The sequence below is a fragment of the Stappia sp. TSB10GB4 genome (assembly GCF_900185745.1).
Lineage (GTDB): Bacteria > Pseudomonadota > Alphaproteobacteria > Rhizobiales > Stappiaceae > Stappia.
The window spans coordinates 38,539-53,211 of the sequence record NZ_FYAV01000074.1; the positions used below are offsets into that span (position 1 = coordinate 38,539).

Sequence of the window (14,673 nt, forward strand, 5' to 3'; positions counted from 1 at the left end):
GCGCGCGCCGGTCACACCGCATCGCGGGCCTGCGCCAGATCGAGGAGATCGTTGACGTTGCGCCAGAAGCCGCTGACATAGACGACGCCGATGCGCTCGCCGGCCGCCGCCATGCGCGTCAGCACCGCGCCGAGATCGGCGCTGTCGAGGCTCCCCTCGCCCGCCATCTCGTCCAGCGTGCGGCGCAGGCGTGCAGCGCCCGCGGCACTCGCCCGCATGAGGCCGACCCATTCGCCGTCGCCGCCCTCAGTCACGAAGCCGGTGAGCAGCGGCGCCTCGGCCTCCGGGTCGAGATCGTCGGAAAAGGGCAGGCTGCAGGCGACCGCGTCGCGGCCCGAGCGTCCGCCATTGCGCGGGTCGACGGCCAGCACGATGTCCTCCTCCCGGTCCTCCAGCATCGCCAGGAAGAACGGCCGGTAGAGGATATCGCCATAGGAGACGATGGTGTCGCCCTCGCCGAGCGCCAGCGACAGGGACTGCGCCTCGCCGCTGGTCTCGAAATCGGCATTGACCACCGGCACGATGCCCGGCGCCTCGACCGCCTCGGCCTTGTAGCCGACGACGACGCGGATATCGGCAACGCCGTGGCGCGTCAGCGCCGCCACCTGGCGGCCGAGCAGCGAGGTGCCGCGCACCGGCAGCATGCATTTCGGCCGCTCCAGCGTCAGGTCGCCGAGCTCCTCGCCGCGCGTTGCGGCGAGCACGATGGCGCGCTTCGGCGCGGAGGCGGAGAGATAGCGCTTTTCCGCCGCCTCCAGCTCGCTGGCGCCGGCGAGCGAAAACACGTCGCCGAGCGGCGCCACGTCGCTTTCCACCTCCAGCAGGGTCTGCTGGGCGCGCAGGGTCGCGCAGGTCTCGCGCATGGCGCGGATCGAGGCGCGCAGGTTGTGGTTGGCCCAGATGATCATCGAGGCGCCGGCCTCGCGCAGCTTCTCGGTCGGCGTGCGGTAATATTTCGTCGGGATCAGGATCACCGGCGCCCGGTCGCCGAACGCGCGGCAGAAGGCGAGGATCTCGTCGGCGGTGCTCTTCTTGGAATGGATGACGATGGCATCCGCCCCCGCATCCGCATAGGCATGGGCGCGCTTCAAGGCCTCGTCCAGTCCGCGCCCGGCGATCAAGGCCTCGACCCGGGCGACGATCTGGAAGTCCGGATGGCTCTGGGTGTCCTTGCCGGCCTTGATCTTGCCGCAGAACTCGTCGATGTCGGCGAGCGGCTGGTTCTCGCCCAGGAACGAGTTGGTCTTGGGGAAGATCTTGTCCTCGATGCACACGCCGGCGATGCCGCGCTCGCACAGCTTGCCGACGAAGCGGCGGAAATTGTTGAAATTGCCGTAGCCGGTGTCGCCGTCGACGAGGATCGGCAGGCTGGAGGCATCCGACATGTATTCCAGCATGTCGAGCACCTGGGTCCAGGACAGCTCGTTGTTGTCGCGCACGCCGAGCGCCGCCGACATGGAGAGGCCCGAGGCCCAGATGCCCTCGAAGCCCGCTTCCTCGACGATCTTGGCGGACAGGCCGCTATGGGCCTCCATCAGGAAGGCGAGATCCGGACGCTGCAACAGCTCGCGCAGCCGGGTGAACCGTGAGACCGGCGCCGAGGCGCGCTCGAATGCGACGTGCTTTTGCAAAACAACTCCTTTCGGCCGGCCTGCCGGCGCCCGTTCGTAAGGCGGCTCATTGGTAGCGAAGCGCCCGCCAAAAGAAAAGACGGGGCCGCAGCGCCGCGCGAGTTTGTTCACTTGCGTGAAGGCGCGCCTTGCCGCCTGACCGGTCCTGCCGCCCCGGAATGACGTTCTCACGCCAAGTCGTTGGACGCATGGCGATGCCGGGGCTATGACCGGGGACGCCTGCTTCGCCTGACGGTCAGGACGGCAGGACAGACGTTCCGCAAAGAAGGCGTTTCCCGATCATGACCGCCCCGCTGTCGCATCTGCGCGTGCTCGATCTCTCCCGCGTCCTGGCCGGCCCCTGGTCGACGCAGGCACTGGCCGACATGGGCGCCGACGTCATCAAGATCGAGCGGCCCGGCAGCGGCGACGACACGCGCGGCTGGGGTCCGCCCTTCGTCGCGGACGGGCCGGCGGCCGGCGAGAGCGCCTATTTCATGGCCGCCAACCGGGGCAAGAAGTCGGTCGCCGTCGACATCGCCAGCGACAAGGGCCGCCAGCTCATCGTCGAACTGGCGAAGAGCTGCGACATTCTGGTGGAGAACTACAAGGTCGGCGGCCTGAAGAAATACGGCCTCGACTACGACAGCCTGTCGAAGGTCAATCCGGGCCTGATCTACTGCTCGATCACCGGCTTCGGCCAGACCGGCCCTTACGCCCAGCGCGCCGGCTACGACTTCATGATCCAGGGCATGGGCGGGCTGATGTCGGTGACCGGCGAGCGCGATGCGCTGCCGGGCGGCGGGCCGCAGAAGGCGGGCGTCGCGCTCGCCGACATCCTGACCGGGCTGAACGCCACCATCGCCATTCTCGGCGCCCTCGCCCATCGCGAGCGCAGCGGCGAGGGCCAGCATCTCGACATCGCCCTGTTCGACGTGCAGGTCGCCTCGCTCGCCAACCAGGCGCTGAGCTATCTGGTCTCCGGCACCTCGCCGGTGCGCATGGGCAACGCCCACACCGCCATCGTGCCTTACGAGGTCTTCGCCAGTTCCGACGGCCACCTGATCCTCGCCGTCGGCAATGACGGCCAGTTCGCCCGCTTCTGCGAAGTCGCCGGCCGGCCGGAGCTCGCCGCCGACCCGCGCTTTGCCGTCAACCGCGACCGGGTGCTCAACCGGGAGATCCTGGCGCCGATGGTCGCCGAGATCATCGCGGCGCGCACCACCCGCGAGTGGATCGCCGACCTGGAGGCCGCCGCGGTTCCCTGCGGCCCGATCAACACCATCGCCGAAGTGTTCGAGGAACCGCAGGCCAAGGCGCGCGGGCTGCTGCACCCGGCCCTGCCGCATGGCAGCGGCGGCACCGTGCCGGGCGTCGCCAGCCCCTTGCGCTTCTCCAAGACGCCGGTCAACGACAGGATCGCCCCGCCGATGCTCGGCGAGCACACCCGCGAGGTGCTGGCCCGCGTCCTCGGCCTGGACGAGGCCGAGCTCGACGCGCTGGAGGCGGCCGGCGCCATCGCCTCGCGCAAGGGCTGAGGGGCCCTCACATTTTGAGCAAATTTTAGGCACATTCTCGCCGCGATGCAGATTTGTGCAAGTTCATTGTGCGATGCGGCATGCGCCGCCCCCTGCCAGCTTGACGCTACGTCCCCCGCAAGCCGAGGCGTTTCCGGCACTTTCGCGCCGGGAACGGCCGCCGCGCGCAACTGGCACGCATCTTGATCTTCCCTGTCGTGGCTCTCCTCCGGGGGAGAGGCGACAGAGGGGAAACAGATGACACGTTTCAGCAGGAATTTCTTCGCCGGACTGGCGCTCTCGGGCCTGATGGCCTCCACCGCCGTCACCGGCGCCTTCGCCCAGGAGGAGACCATCAAGGTCGGCATCCTCCACTCGCTCTCCGGCACCATGGCGATCTCCGAGACGACGCTCAAGGACGTCATGCTGATGCTCATCGAGGAGCAGAACAAGAAGGGCGGCCTGCTCGGCAAGAAGCTCGAGGCGGTGGTGGTCGACCCGGCCTCCGACTGGCCGCTGTTCGCCGAAAAGGCGCGCGAGCTGATCGAGGTGAACAAGGTCTCGGCGGTGTTCGGCTGCTGGACCTCGGTGTCGCGCAAGTCCGTGCTGCCGGTCTTCGAGGAGCTGAACTCGCTGCTGTTCTACCCCGTCCAGTATGAGGGCGAGGAGAGCCAGCGCAACGTCTTCTACACGGGCGCCGCCCCCAACCAGCAGGCGATTCCCGCCGTCGACTACCTGATGAACGAGGAAGGCGTCGAGCGCTGGGTGCTGGCCGGCACCGACTATGTCTACCCGCGCACCACCAACAAGATCCTCGAGGCCTATCTCAAGGCCAAGGGCGTCGCCGAGGAAGACATCCTGATCAACTACACGCCGTTCGGCCATTCCGACTGGCAGACGATCGTGTCCGACATCAAGGCCTTCGGCTCGGCCGGCAAGAAGACCGCCGTCGTCTCCACCATCAACGGCGATGCCAACGTGCCCTTCTACAAGGAACTGGGCAATGCCGGCATCAAGGCGGAGGACATCCCGGTCGTCGCCTTCTCGGTCGGCGAGGAGGAACTGGCCGGCCTCGACACCGGCCCGCTGGTCGGGCACCTGGCCGCCTGGAACTATTTCCAATCCGTCGACACGCCGATCAACGCCGAGTTCATCGAGACCTGGAAGGCCTATATCGGCGACGACAAGCGCGTCACCAACGATCCGATGGAGGCGCATTTCATCGGCTTCAACATGTGGGTGAAGGCGGTCGAGAAGGCCGGCACCACCGAGGCCGACGCGGTGATCGACGCGATCATCGGCGTTGCCGTGCCGAACCTGACCGGCGGCTATTCGGCGATGATGCCGAACCACCACATCACCAAGCCGGTGCTGATCGGCGAGATCCAGGAAGACGGCCAGTTCGAGACCGTGTGGGAGACCTCCGGCCTCGTCGTCGGCGACGCCTGGTCCGACTATCTCGACGGCTCCAAGGACCTGATCGCCGACTGGCGCAAGCCGATGAGCTGCGGAAACTTCAACACCGTCACGGGCAAGTGCGGCGGGTCGGGCAGCTAGAGCCCTTTCGGCCAATTCGGAGCCATTCTGACGGAGCGATTTTGTGACAAGGTCAGGCAAAGACACGCAGGCCGTATCTGGATACGGACAAGGGGCTTTGCGCTGGAATTGGCGCAAAATCGCCCGTCCCGCAGGGCTTCCGATTGGCGGGCACCCGACGCCGAACCGGTCTTGCCCGATGCGAAGGCATCGCGCGGCGACCGTTTCGACGCCGGATCGCCACCCCAATCGAGAAGCAGAATTGACTTCGAATTGGTCGGAAGGGCTCTAACGCCCACCTTCCGCATCCAGAGGGGGAGGGAGGCGGGCACAGATCCGCCTCCTCCTTACCCTCCGCCGCCGCCTATTCCCGAACAGTCCGGACGGTCCCCCGTGAAGCCACCCGTGAACGCATCCGTCAACGCACACGCCCAGCGCTCCCTCCCGGCCCTGTTGCTCGCCCTGCTGCTGGCGCTCCTGCCCCTGGCGCTGCATGTGCCGGCCGCGAGCGCACAGGACGCCCCCGCTCTGGAGAGCCTGCGCCCGCTCGTCGACGCGCTCGGCAAAGGCTCGTTCACCGACACGGAAAAGCAGGTCACGGCGCTGGCCGCCACCGGCGATCCGGGCGTGGTGCCGGCGCTGGAAGCGCTCAGTAACGGCGACCTCTATCTGCGCAAGGCCGACGGCGCCGTGGTGATCGGCAAGCGCGCCGGCTCCGGCCTTGCCCTCACCGATCCGCTGACCGGCGAAGCGCTGGAGCCTGTCGCCGCGAGCAGCCTCGACAAGATCCGCGTCAACAACCGCTTGCGCCGCACGATCCGCAACGCGGTCGGCGGGCTGACCCTGCGCGCCGCCGACACCCGCGTGCGCCGGCAGGCGGCCGAGGCGATCTTCAAGGCGCAGGATGCGGAGGCCATCGAGGCGCTGGACGATGCCATCGCCGCCGAAACGGACGCGGGCGTCGCCAAGCTGATGCGCGAGGCGCGCGCCGCCGCCGTGCTCGCCTCCGACCTGACGACGGAGGAGAAGATCGCCGCCATCGACACGCTGGCCGAACGCGGCGACCGCGACGCCCTGTCGATGATCACCGCCGTGCAGAACAGCGGGGCCACTGAACTGCAGGAGGCGGCGGGTGCCGCCCTTGCCCGGATCCAGAAGCTGCAGGCGGCCTGGGACACGGCCCGCAACGTCTGGTTCGGCCTGTCGCTCGGCTCGGTGCTGCTGCTCGCCGCCATCGGCCTTGCCATCACCTTCGGGGTGATGGGCGTCATCAACATGGCGCATGGCGAGATGGTGATGCTGGGCGCCTACACCACCTTCATGGTGCAGAACCTGTTCCGCCTGCACGCGCCGCACCTCTTCGACTATTCGCTGCTGGTGGCGCTGCCGGCCGCCTTCCTCGTCGCCGGCCTCGTCGGCGTCGCCATCGAGCGCGGCGTCATCCGCTTCCTGCACAACCGGCCGCTGGAAACGCTGCTCGCCACCTGGGGCGTCTCGCTGATCCTGCAGCAGACGGTGCGCTCGATCTTCGGCCCGACCAACCAGGAGGTCGGCAATCCGGCCTTCATGTCGGGGGCCTTCGAGATCGGCCAGTTGACGATCACCTACAACCGGCTGTGGATCCTGGTCTTCGCGCTGACGGTCTTCGCCGCGCTGCTGATCGCGATGAAATTCACCCGCTTCGGGCTGAACGTGCGCGCCGTCACCCAGAACCGGCGCATGGCCGCCTCCATGGGCATCCGCACGCCGCTGGTCGACGCGCTGACCTTCGGCCTCGGCTCGGGGATCGCCGGCATCGCCGGGGTGGCGCTGTCGCAGATCGACAATGTCTCGCCCAATCTCGGCCAGTCCTACATCATCGACAGTTTCATGGTCGTGGTGTTCGGCGGCGTCGGCAACCTGTGGGGCACGCTGGTCGCGGCGATGAGCCTCGGCGTTGCCAACAAGTTCCTGGAGCCCGTCGCCGGCGCCGTGCTGGCCAAGATCCTGGTCCTCGTCTTCATCATCCTGTTCATCCAGAAGCGCCCGCGCGGCCTGTTCGCGCTGAAGGGCCGGGCGGTGGAGGCATGAGCCCCCGTCCCGCCCACATCCCGCGGAGCCGCCCGTCATGATCGTCCGTTTCCTCGCCGGCGGCCTGACCGGCGGCCGCCTCGCCATGCTGGCGCTGCTTATCGGTGCCGCCGTGCTGGTGCCGGTGCTGAACCTTGCCCTGCCGCCAAGCCACCCGCTGCACGTGCCGACCTACGCCGTGACACTGATGGGCAAGTACCTGACCTATGCGCTGCTGGCGCTGGCGCTCGATCTCGTCTGGGGCTATTGCGGCATCCTCTCGCTCGGCCATGCCGCCTTCTTCGCCCTCGGCGGCTACGCCATGGGCATGTACCTGATGCGGCAGATCGGCACGCGCGGCGTCTATGGCGACCCGCTGCTGCCCGACTTCATGGTGTTCCTCAACTGGAAGGAACTGCCCTGGTACTGGAGCGGCTTCGACGCCTTCCCCTTTGCGATTGGAATGGCGCTGGCGGTGCCGGGGCTGCTCGCCTTCGTCTTCGGCTGGTTCGCCTTCCGCTCGCGGGTCACCGGCGTCTATCTCTCGATCATCACCCAGGCGATGACCTATGCGCTGCTGCTCGCCTTCTTCCGCAACGACATGGGTTTCGGCGGCAACAACGGCCTGACCGACTTCAAGGACATCCTCGGCTATCCGGTGCAGGCCGCCACCACCCGCGCAGGGCTGTTCGCCGCCTCGGCGCTGGCGCTCGCCGCCGGGCTTGTCCTCGCCATCGCCATCACCGGCTCCAAGCTCGGCAAGGTGCTGGTCGCGGTGCGCGACGCGGAAAGCCGCACCCGCTTCCTCGGCTACCGGGTGGAGCACTACAAGCTGTTCGTGTGGACCGTCTCGGCGATGATGGCCGGGCTTGCCGGCGCGCTCTACGTACCGCAGGTCGGCATCATCAATCCGGGCGAATTCGCCCCGGCCAACTCCATCGAGGCGGTGATCTGGGTGGCGGTCGGCGGCCGCGGCACGCTCATCGGCCCGATCATCGGCGCGGTGCTGGTCAACTTCGCCAAGAGCTGGTTCACCGCCGCCCTGCCCGAGATCTGGCTGTTCGCCCTCGGCGCGCTGTTCGTCGCGGTGACGCTGTTCCTGCCCAAGGGCATCCTCGGCCTCGCCGCAACGCTGCGCGCCCGCCTGCCGAAGCGCAAGGCCAAGACCCGGCCGGCGGACGTGCCGGCGGGTGCGCCCGCCGCGCCCGCCCCCGCTCTTGCAAGCAACCAGGCCGCGGAGTGAGACGATGACCGCCACGGGCTCCCTTCTCTATCTCGACGGCGTCAGCGTCTCCTTCGACGGCTTCAAGGCGCTGAACAACCTGTCCTTCCTCATCGCCCCCAACGAGATGCGGGCGATCATCGGCCCGAACGGCGCCGGCAAGACGACGATGATGGACGTGATCACCGGCAAGACCCGGCCGGACAGCGGCACGCTGCTGTTCGGCGAGAAGCTGGACCTCACCCGCCACGACGAGGCGGAGATCGCCGGCCTTGGCATCGGCCGCAAGTTCCAGAAGCCGACGGTCTTCGAAAGCCATACGGTGGAGGACAATATCGCGCTGGCGCTGAAGGCGCCGCGCGGGCCCTTCGCCACGCTGTTCCACCGGCGCGAGCCCGAAGAGACCGCGCGCATCGACGCCCTGCTGGAGCTGGTGCGGCTCGACAGCCGGCGCGAGGATCTTGCCGGCGATCTCAGCCACGGCCAGAAGCAATGGCTGGAGATCGGCATGCTGCTGGCACAGGACCCGCAACTGCTGCTGATCGACGAGCCCGCCGCCGGCATGACCGACGCGGAGACGGCGGCGACCGCCGACCTCCTGCGCGACATCGCCAAGAGCCATTCGGTCGTCGTCGTCGAGCACGACATGACCTTCGTGCGGGCGCTCGGCGTCAAGGTCACCGTGCTGCACGAAGGCTCGGTGCTGGCGGAAGGCTCGCTCGACCACGTCTCCTCCGACCAGAAGGTGATCGATGTCTATCTCGGCCGGTAAACTCAGGCTCGGACCCAGCGAAAAATCCAAAAAAGCAGCTTGAAAAGCACAACAATTGAAAAAACAGTCATTGAAACGTCAATGTTAATAAGTATAATGTAATATGAAATCATGTATCCATAACTTTCCTTCTAGTTTGATAGCGAACAATTCCCTATCTTACAATTATATTATACCATTAAAAACTTGAGATGTCAAGTAAGAATAAAGAAAAGGAGCGATTAATGCTGACCGTCGAGCACATCGACCTCCATTACGGCGCCGCACAGGCGCTGAAAGATGTCAGCCTGAGCGCGGAGGTCGGCAAGGTCACCTGCGTGATGGGCCGCAACGGCGTCGGCAAGACCTCGACCCTGCGGGCGATCGCCGGCCAGCAGCCGATCTCCGCCGGCAGCGTGCGCTGGGAGGGCGAGGACATCTCGCGCCTGACGCCCTATCAGCGGGCGCGCCGGGGCATCGCCCTGGTGCCGCAGGGACGCGACGTCTTTCCGCTGCTCAGCGTGCGCGAGAACCTGGAGACCGGTTTTGCCGTGCTGCCGCGCAAGGACCGCCGGGTGCCGGACACGGTGTTCGAGCTGTTTCCGGTGCTGAAGTCGATGCTGTCGCGGCGCGGCGGCGACCTGTCCGGCGGCCAGCAGCAGCAGCTCGCCATCGGCCGGGCCATCGTCATGCGGCCGCGCCTCCTGATCCTCGACGAGCCGACCGAGGGCATCCAGCCCTCGATCATCAAGGATATCGGCCGGGCGATCTCGTTCCTGCGCGACACCGGCGAGATGGCCATCGTGCTGGTGGAACAGTATTTCGAATTCGCCCGCGATCTTGCCGACCGCTTCGCGGTGATGGACCGCGGCGAGGTGGTGCTCGCCGGCACCCGGGACGAGCTGGAGGAGAGCGCGGTGCGCGCCCACCTCACCGTCTGACGCCTCACGGTCTGACGAAAGGGCCGCTCAGCCGCGGCCGATATAGGGCATGGTCGTCGCCATCACCGTCATGAACTGCACATTGGCATCGAGCGGCAGGCTCGCCATGTGCAGGACGGAGGTGGCGACATGCTCGGCCGCCATCACCGGCTCGGCCCGCACGCTGCCGTCCGGCTGGGCGACGCCCTGCTGCATGCGCACCGTCATGTCGGTCGCCGCATTGCCGATGTCGATCTGGCCGCAGGCGATGTTGAACGGGCGCCCGTCCAGCGAGATCGAGCGGGTGAGGCCGGTGATCGCATGTTTGGACGCCGTATAGGCGGCCGAGCCGGGGCGCGGCACATGCGCCGAGATCGAGCCGTTGTTGATGATCCGCCCGCCCTGCGGGTCCTGCGACCGCATCAGGTTGAAGGCGGCGCGCGCGACAAGGAAGGCGCCGTCGAGATTGACGGACATCAGCTTGCGCCATTCCTCGAAGGAAAGATCGCCGATCGGCTTGCCGAGCACGGTGGTGCCGGCATTGTTGAAGACGACGTCGAGCCGGCCGAAGGCGTCCTGCAGGGCGCCGAACAGGTCGTCCACCGCCACCGGATCGCTGACATCGCAGGGAACGCAAAGGGCCGCCGCCGGATCGACGCCGGACAGGGCCACCGTCTCCTCCAGCCTGTCGCCCCGGCGCCCGGTCAGCACCGTGCGATAGCCCGCCTTGAGAAAGGCGATGGCGCAGGCGCGCCCGACGCCCGCGCTGGCGCCCGTCACCAGCGCCACAGCTCCCGTTCCATCTCCCCGTCCGGCCATCTCGGTCCTCCGCTTGCAAGCCGTTCAAATCGTTGTGGCGAGAATGGCCGGGGAGCAGCGGAAAAGGCAAGCCGCAAGGGCTCTAGATGAAACTGCGGGCGATCAGGAAGCCGGCGGTCGCCGACACCCCGGTCACCAGCGTGCCCCAGACGATGTCGACCACCGTCACCACCACCGGCCAGTCGCGCAAGGTGGCAAGGTTGGTGACGTCATAGGTCGCATAGGCGAAGAAACCGAACAGGCAGCCGTAGAGCGCCGCGTCCTGCCAGTTGCCCGAGCGCAGCGCCGGCGCCACCGCGAAGATGACGATGCCGACCACATAGACGAGGTAGAAAAGGCCGGCGACGGCAAAATTCACCTGCTCGGCCATCAGCCCGGCAAGGCGCTCGCGATAGAAGGACCCCGCCACATGCGCCAGCCAGATATAATCCATCACCAAGAAGATCAGCGCCGTGGCGCCATAGGCGATCGCATGCGTCATGTCGGGGGCCTTCCTGTTGGTCCTGCCGCTATAAACGCAGGATCGCAGCCGGCGGTTCACCTTTCCGCCGCATTCGGCAGGCCCCTTGCGCAATTCTTGGCAAGGGCCCGGTTTCGCACTGTCCCGTTCTGTCTCCTGTGAAAATCCCTGTCCAGCCGGCCGCAGCCCCTTCCCATTGAATTGGAATTATTCTAAACTACCTCCAATTGATCGCCTTCCCTCCCCGGAGCGACCTCCGCGAGACCTCCGCGACGGCGCCCCCCGGAAACCCGTTTGGACGATCCCTACCCGTTTGGACGACCCTCGGGACAATGACCGAAAGACAGGAGTACATGGAATGAAAGGCAGCGCGAAAGTTATCGAACGGCTCAACGAGGCGCTGTTCCTCGAGCTCGGCGCGGTGAATCAGTACTGGCTGCACTACCGCATGCTCGACGACTGGGGCCTGACCAAGCTGGCCAAGAAGGAGCGGGCCGAATCGATCGAGGAAATGCAGCACGCCGACAAGATCATCGCGCGCATCCTGTTCCTCGAGGGCCATCCGAACCTGCAGAAGGTGGCGCCGCTGCGCATCGGCCAGGACGTCAAGGAAGTGCTGGAAGCCGACCTCGCCGGCGAGCACGAGGCCCGCAGCTCCTACTCCAAGTCGCGCGACATCTGTCACGACGAGGGCGACTACGTCTCCATGAAGCTGTTCGAGGAGCTGCTGGCCGACGAGGAAGGCCATATCGACTTCCTCGAGACCCAGCTCGACCTCCTGGAGAAGATCGGCGTCGAGCGCTACTCGCTGCTCAACTCCGGTTCGGCCGACGAAGCCGAATAAGCTCCTGCTTCGCTCCACAGCACAGCCGCCGCGCCCAGGCGCGGCGGCTTTTTGCGCGCGGGGGCGGGCACGCCTGCGTGTAAATTCGAAAATTAACCAACCTTGAATTGCAAAACCGGTCTATCCTGCCGCTCTGACGCACAGGAGGACGGCATGGCATTCAGCGCCGGTTTCGATTTCACCGAAGCGCGGGCCGCGCTCGCGCTGTCCCAGTCGATCTATGGCGCGCCCGCCATTCCGGTGCCGACGCCCGATCCGGTCGCGCTCGGCTGGTCCAGGGTCGACGCGCTGTCGCCGTCCGGGCCGACCCTGCTCGACAATCTCTGGCAGGTCTGGCGGAGCGAGGCCGCCCCGAACCGCTATGCGCTCGTCGTGCGCGGCACGGTCGACACGGACGCCAGCATCCTCGCCGACCTGCTGTTTCCGCTGGTCGATGCAAGGCTCGACCTGAAGATCGACATAGGCGGCACGACGCTCGACATTCCCTTTCATCTCGCCCGCGACGAGACGGGCAGCGCCGTCATCGCCGGCACCCATCTCGGCTTCACGCTCAGCCTCTTGTTGATGCTGCTGACCACCGACCGGCCGCTGCTGGCGACCCTTGCCCGCCTGTCGCTGCTGCCGGGAACGGAACTGCTGGTCACCGGACACAGCCAGGGCGCCTCCATCGCGACGCTCGCCACCTCGTTCCTGCGCCATGCCAGCGGCCCCTTCGCGCCGTTCCGCACGCTCTCCACCAAGACCTATGTGCTGGCGCCGGCCAAGCCCGGCAACGACCACTATGCCGCCGACTATGCCGCCATCGCCGGCATGGCAGGCTTCGGCTGGACCCTTGCCAGCACGCAAGGCTGGGTGCCGCAAGTGCCCTTCACGCTGCAGGGACCGGGCGATCTCAACACGCCCAACCCCTTGCGCGCCTATGCCGGCGAGACGATGCCGGACAGCGATCCGCGGGTCGCGGCGACGGCGCTGACCGCGGCGACGGCGGCCGAGGCCGCGCAGGTCCAGGCGCTCGCCTATGGGCGGGCGACCGTCGACCGGCTGAAGACGGAGCTCGCCTCCATCCGCCTTGCCGCCGACGCGCTGCCGGGCGGCGGCGCGACGCCCGTTCCCGGAACCGCCCTCTCGCCCGCCCTCGACACGCTGCTGTCGCGGCTGCAGCTCTCGCTGAACTACGCCCCGGCGGGAGCCCTGGTGCCGCTGTTCGCCCGGCCCGGCGACAACCCTGAGGACCCGAAGGACTTCTTCTGGCAGCACCATCTCGGCAATTACTGGATCTACCTGCAGGAGCAGTATGGCGGCCTGTGAACAGCCCCGCCCCCTCCCCGGCGCCGGCTGGCGCTTGCAAGGCGGGCCGTGCCCCGGCACTCTTGCGCCCGGCGTGACACGCCTTTCGGGAGGAGTTTCATAAATGCAGTCCAATCGCTCGGCACGTGCCTTTGGTGCCGCCTCGCTTCTCGCCTCGCTGCTTGTGCTCTCCGGCGCGGCCCAGGCCGCCTGCCCGGACGATGCCGCCATCGACGCCTTCCTGGCGGCGCGCGCCAGCGCTGCCCCGACGCCGCCGCCGGTTGCCGCCGGCGGATCGATGGCGGACGCCCTGTGCGCGCAAGACAAGATCGTCGCAAGGCTGGAAACGGATCTCGGCCCGGTCGTCGGCTACAAGGCCGGCCTCACCTCGCCGAGGTCGCAGGAAGCCTTCGGCGTCACCGAACCGGTGCTCGGCACGCTGCTGGAGGGCATGATCCTCACCGGCGAGGTCACCGCCCGGCCGGCGGAGGCAGTGCGCCCGCTGTTCGAGGCGGATCTCATCGTCGAGATCGCCGATGCCGCCGTCAACGAGGCGACGACGCCGGAGGAGGTGCTCGCCCATATCGCCGGCATCCGGCCGTTCCTGGAGCTGCCCGCGCTCGTCGTCGGGGCGGACGACAAGCTCGACGGCCCGGCCATCACCTCGATCAATGTCGGCGCCTGGAAGGGCGTGATGGGCGATCTGATCGAGATCCCGCAAGGGGAAGAGGGCGTTGCCATGCTCGCCGACTTCACCGCGAAACTGACGATTGACGCCACCGGCGAGACCCTGTCGGAGGCGCCCGGCAAGGCCGTTCTCGGCCATCCGCTCAACGCGGTCACCTGGATCGCCGGCGCGCTGAAGGCGCAAGGCAAGGCCTTGAAGCCCGGCGACCTCGTCTCGGTCGGCTCGATCGGCCCGCTGCATCCGATGAAGCCGGGCCTGAGCGTCACGCTCACCTATGAGGGCCTGCCCGGCACGCCGAAGCTCGGCGCCCGGTTCGAATAGAAGCAGCGCCGGAGGGGGCGGCCCCGCCCTTCGTCACGCCAGCCCCTTCTTGCGTCCTCCAGCGCGCCACCCTCTCCGTCGTCATCCCGCACGCAGCGAAGCGGAGATACGGGATCGGAGAGCCGGGGCGCGTGTGGCAGCGCTCACGCACGGAAGGCTACGTTTGTGGCTCGCCGGTCCCGGATCTTCGGCCTTCGGCCTCGTCCGGGAAGACGCGGAGGAGAGGAGGGAGCGCAAGAGCTACGCTGCCACCGTCCTCCGTATCACGCCGACCGAGGGTGCCAATGGTTCCCGGCTCTGCGCTGCGCGCGGCCGGGATGACCTTCCAAGGGGGAGGCACGACCTCGCATCCTCTCGGCAGTCACCCCGGTCGCACGCAAGCACGCGCCGGTCACCCCACCCACGGATGTCACCCCACCCACGGATGTCACCCCACCCACGGATGTCACCCCGGCCGCAGGCGAAGCCGGAGAGCCGTATGTGGACGGCCCCCTGAGGGCAAGCGATTAGTCGAGGAGTGCCCGGATCGACAGCGGTTCGTATGTCCGGCCTGTTTCGGCGGCATGGTGAACCGCCATGGCCCAAGATGGGTTGCGCGTGGGGCGGTGCCTAACGGGATCACGGCCTCGACGGCCGGTCGGCTCTCACG

12 protein-coding genes are annotated in these 14,673 nt (G+C 67.4%); 9 read left to right on the forward strand and 3 right to left on the reverse strand.

From position 1 onward, the window contains the following. Nucleotides 1-11: 11 nt before the first annotated feature. Nucleotides 12-1,631: a phosphoenolpyruvate mutase gene (gene aepX, locus TSB10GB4_RS21395; protein ID WP_208984917.1), complete on the reverse strand. Its 1,620-nt coding sequence runs from the start codon at nt 1,629-1,631 to the stop codon at nt 12-14. Between the two features lie 281 nt (nt 1,632-1,912). Here aepX and TSB10GB4_RS21400 point away from each other — a divergent pair, with 281 nt between their 5' ends. From TSB10GB4_RS21400 to urtE, 6 genes are all read left to right on the forward strand, one after another. Next, nucleotides 1,913-3,148, forward strand: a complete 1,236-nt coding sequence (locus TSB10GB4_RS21400; RefSeq protein WP_186397390.1) for a CaiB/BaiF CoA-transferase family protein — start codon at nt 1,913-1,915, stop codon at nt 3,146-3,148. Between the two features lie 237 nt (nt 3,149-3,385). Further along, a complete protein-coding gene (gene urtA, locus TSB10GB4_RS21405) occupies nt 3,386-4,684 on the forward strand; it encodes an urea ABC transporter substrate-binding protein (RefSeq protein WP_186397391.1) in 1,299 nt (432 codons plus the stop codon). Between the two features lie 384 nt (nt 4,685-5,068). Beyond that, on the forward strand, nt 5,069-6,733 hold the full coding sequence (gene urtB / locus TSB10GB4_RS21410; protein ID WP_244570995.1) for an urea ABC transporter permease subunit UrtB: 1,665 nt from the start codon (nt 5,069-5,071) through the stop codon (nt 6,731-6,733). A 37-nt stretch (nt 6,734-6,770) separates the two neighbouring features. Continuing rightward, entirely contained in the window at nt 6,771-7,955 is a 1,185-nt protein-coding gene (urtC, locus tag TSB10GB4_RS21415; RefSeq protein ID WP_186397392.1) for an urea ABC transporter permease subunit UrtC, read from the forward strand. 4 nt (nt 7,956-7,959) lie between these two features. Continuing rightward, nucleotides 7,960-8,706 (forward strand): urea ABC transporter ATP-binding protein UrtD, encoded by a 747-nt coding sequence (gene urtD / locus TSB10GB4_RS21420; protein WP_186388380.1) that lies wholly within the window; start codon nt 7,960-7,962, stop codon nt 8,704-8,706. 224 nt (nt 8,707-8,930) lie between these two features. Next, complete coding sequence (urtE, locus tag TSB10GB4_RS21425; RefSeq protein ID WP_186397393.1) at nt 8,931-9,626, forward strand: urea ABC transporter ATP-binding subunit UrtE; 696 nt, start codon at nt 8,931-8,933, stop codon at nt 9,624-9,626. 27 nt (nt 9,627-9,653) lie between these two features. Here the strand turns inward: urtE and TSB10GB4_RS21430 are convergent, their stop codons facing one another. Both TSB10GB4_RS21430 and TSB10GB4_RS21435 read right to left on the reverse strand, forming a co-directional pair. Then, nucleotides 9,654-10,424: an SDR family oxidoreductase gene (locus tag TSB10GB4_RS21430; protein WP_186397394.1), complete on the reverse strand. Its 771-nt coding sequence runs from the start codon at nt 10,422-10,424 to the stop codon at nt 9,654-9,656. Between the two features lie 82 nt (nt 10,425-10,506). Next, a complete protein-coding gene (locus TSB10GB4_RS21435; protein WP_186397395.1) occupies nt 10,507-10,905 on the reverse strand; it encodes a DUF2177 family protein in 399 nt (132 codons plus the stop codon). 337 nt (nt 10,906-11,242) lie between these two features. Between TSB10GB4_RS21435 and bfr the strand changes: the two genes are divergently transcribed. From bfr to TSB10GB4_RS21450, 3 genes are all read left to right on the forward strand, one after another. After that, complete coding sequence (bfr, locus tag TSB10GB4_RS21440; RefSeq protein WP_186388384.1) at nt 11,243-11,728, forward strand: bacterioferritin; 486 nt, start codon at nt 11,243-11,245, stop codon at nt 11,726-11,728. A gap of 153 nt (nt 11,729-11,881) precedes the next feature. Further along, a complete protein-coding gene (locus tag TSB10GB4_RS21445; RefSeq protein WP_186397396.1) occupies nt 11,882-13,036 on the forward strand; it encodes a lipase family protein in 1,155 nt (384 codons plus the stop codon). Between the two features lie 103 nt (nt 13,037-13,139). Continuing rightward, nucleotides 13,140-14,024 (forward strand): 2-keto-4-pentenoate hydratase, encoded by an 885-nt coding sequence (locus tag TSB10GB4_RS21450; protein WP_186397397.1) that lies wholly within the window; start codon nt 13,140-13,142, stop codon nt 14,022-14,024. Nucleotides 14,025-14,673: the final 649 nt, after the last annotated feature.

Excerpts from the sequence above, each read along its gene's own strand:
- TSB10GB4_RS21400 (WP_186397390.1), top strand. The coding sequence starts at position 1,913 with ATGACCGCCCCGCTGTCGCATCTGCGCGTGCTCGATCTCTCCCGCGTC.
- urtA (WP_186397391.1), top strand. The coding sequence starts at position 3,386 with ATGACACGTTTCAGCAGGAATTTCTTCGCCGGACTGGCGCTCTCGGGC.
- urtC (WP_186397392.1), top strand. The coding sequence starts at position 6,771 with ATGATCGTCCGTTTCCTCGCCGGCGGCCTGACCGGCGGCCGCCTCGCC.
- urtD (WP_186388380.1), top strand. The coding sequence starts at position 7,960 with ATGACCGCCACGGGCTCCCTTCTCTATCTCGACGGCGTCAGCGTCTCC.
- urtE (WP_186397393.1), top strand. The coding sequence starts at position 8,931 with ATGCTGACCGTCGAGCACATCGACCTCCATTACGGCGCCGCACAGGCG.
- TSB10GB4_RS21430 (WP_186397394.1), bottom strand. The coding sequence starts at position 10,424 with ATGGCCGGACGGGGAGATGGAACGGGAGCTGTGGCGCTGGTGACGGGC.
- TSB10GB4_RS21435 (WP_186397395.1), bottom strand. The coding sequence starts at position 10,905 with ATGACGCATGCGATCGCCTATGGCGCCACGGCGCTGATCTTCTTGGTG.
- bfr (WP_186388384.1), top strand. The coding sequence starts at position 11,243 with ATGAAAGGCAGCGCGAAAGTTATCGAACGGCTCAACGAGGCGCTGTTC.
- TSB10GB4_RS21445 (WP_186397396.1), top strand. The coding sequence starts at position 11,882 with ATGGCATTCAGCGCCGGTTTCGATTTCACCGAAGCGCGGGCCGCGCTC.
- TSB10GB4_RS21450 (WP_186397397.1), top strand. The coding sequence starts at position 13,140 with ATGCAGTCCAATCGCTCGGCACGTGCCTTTGGTGCCGCCTCGCTTCTC.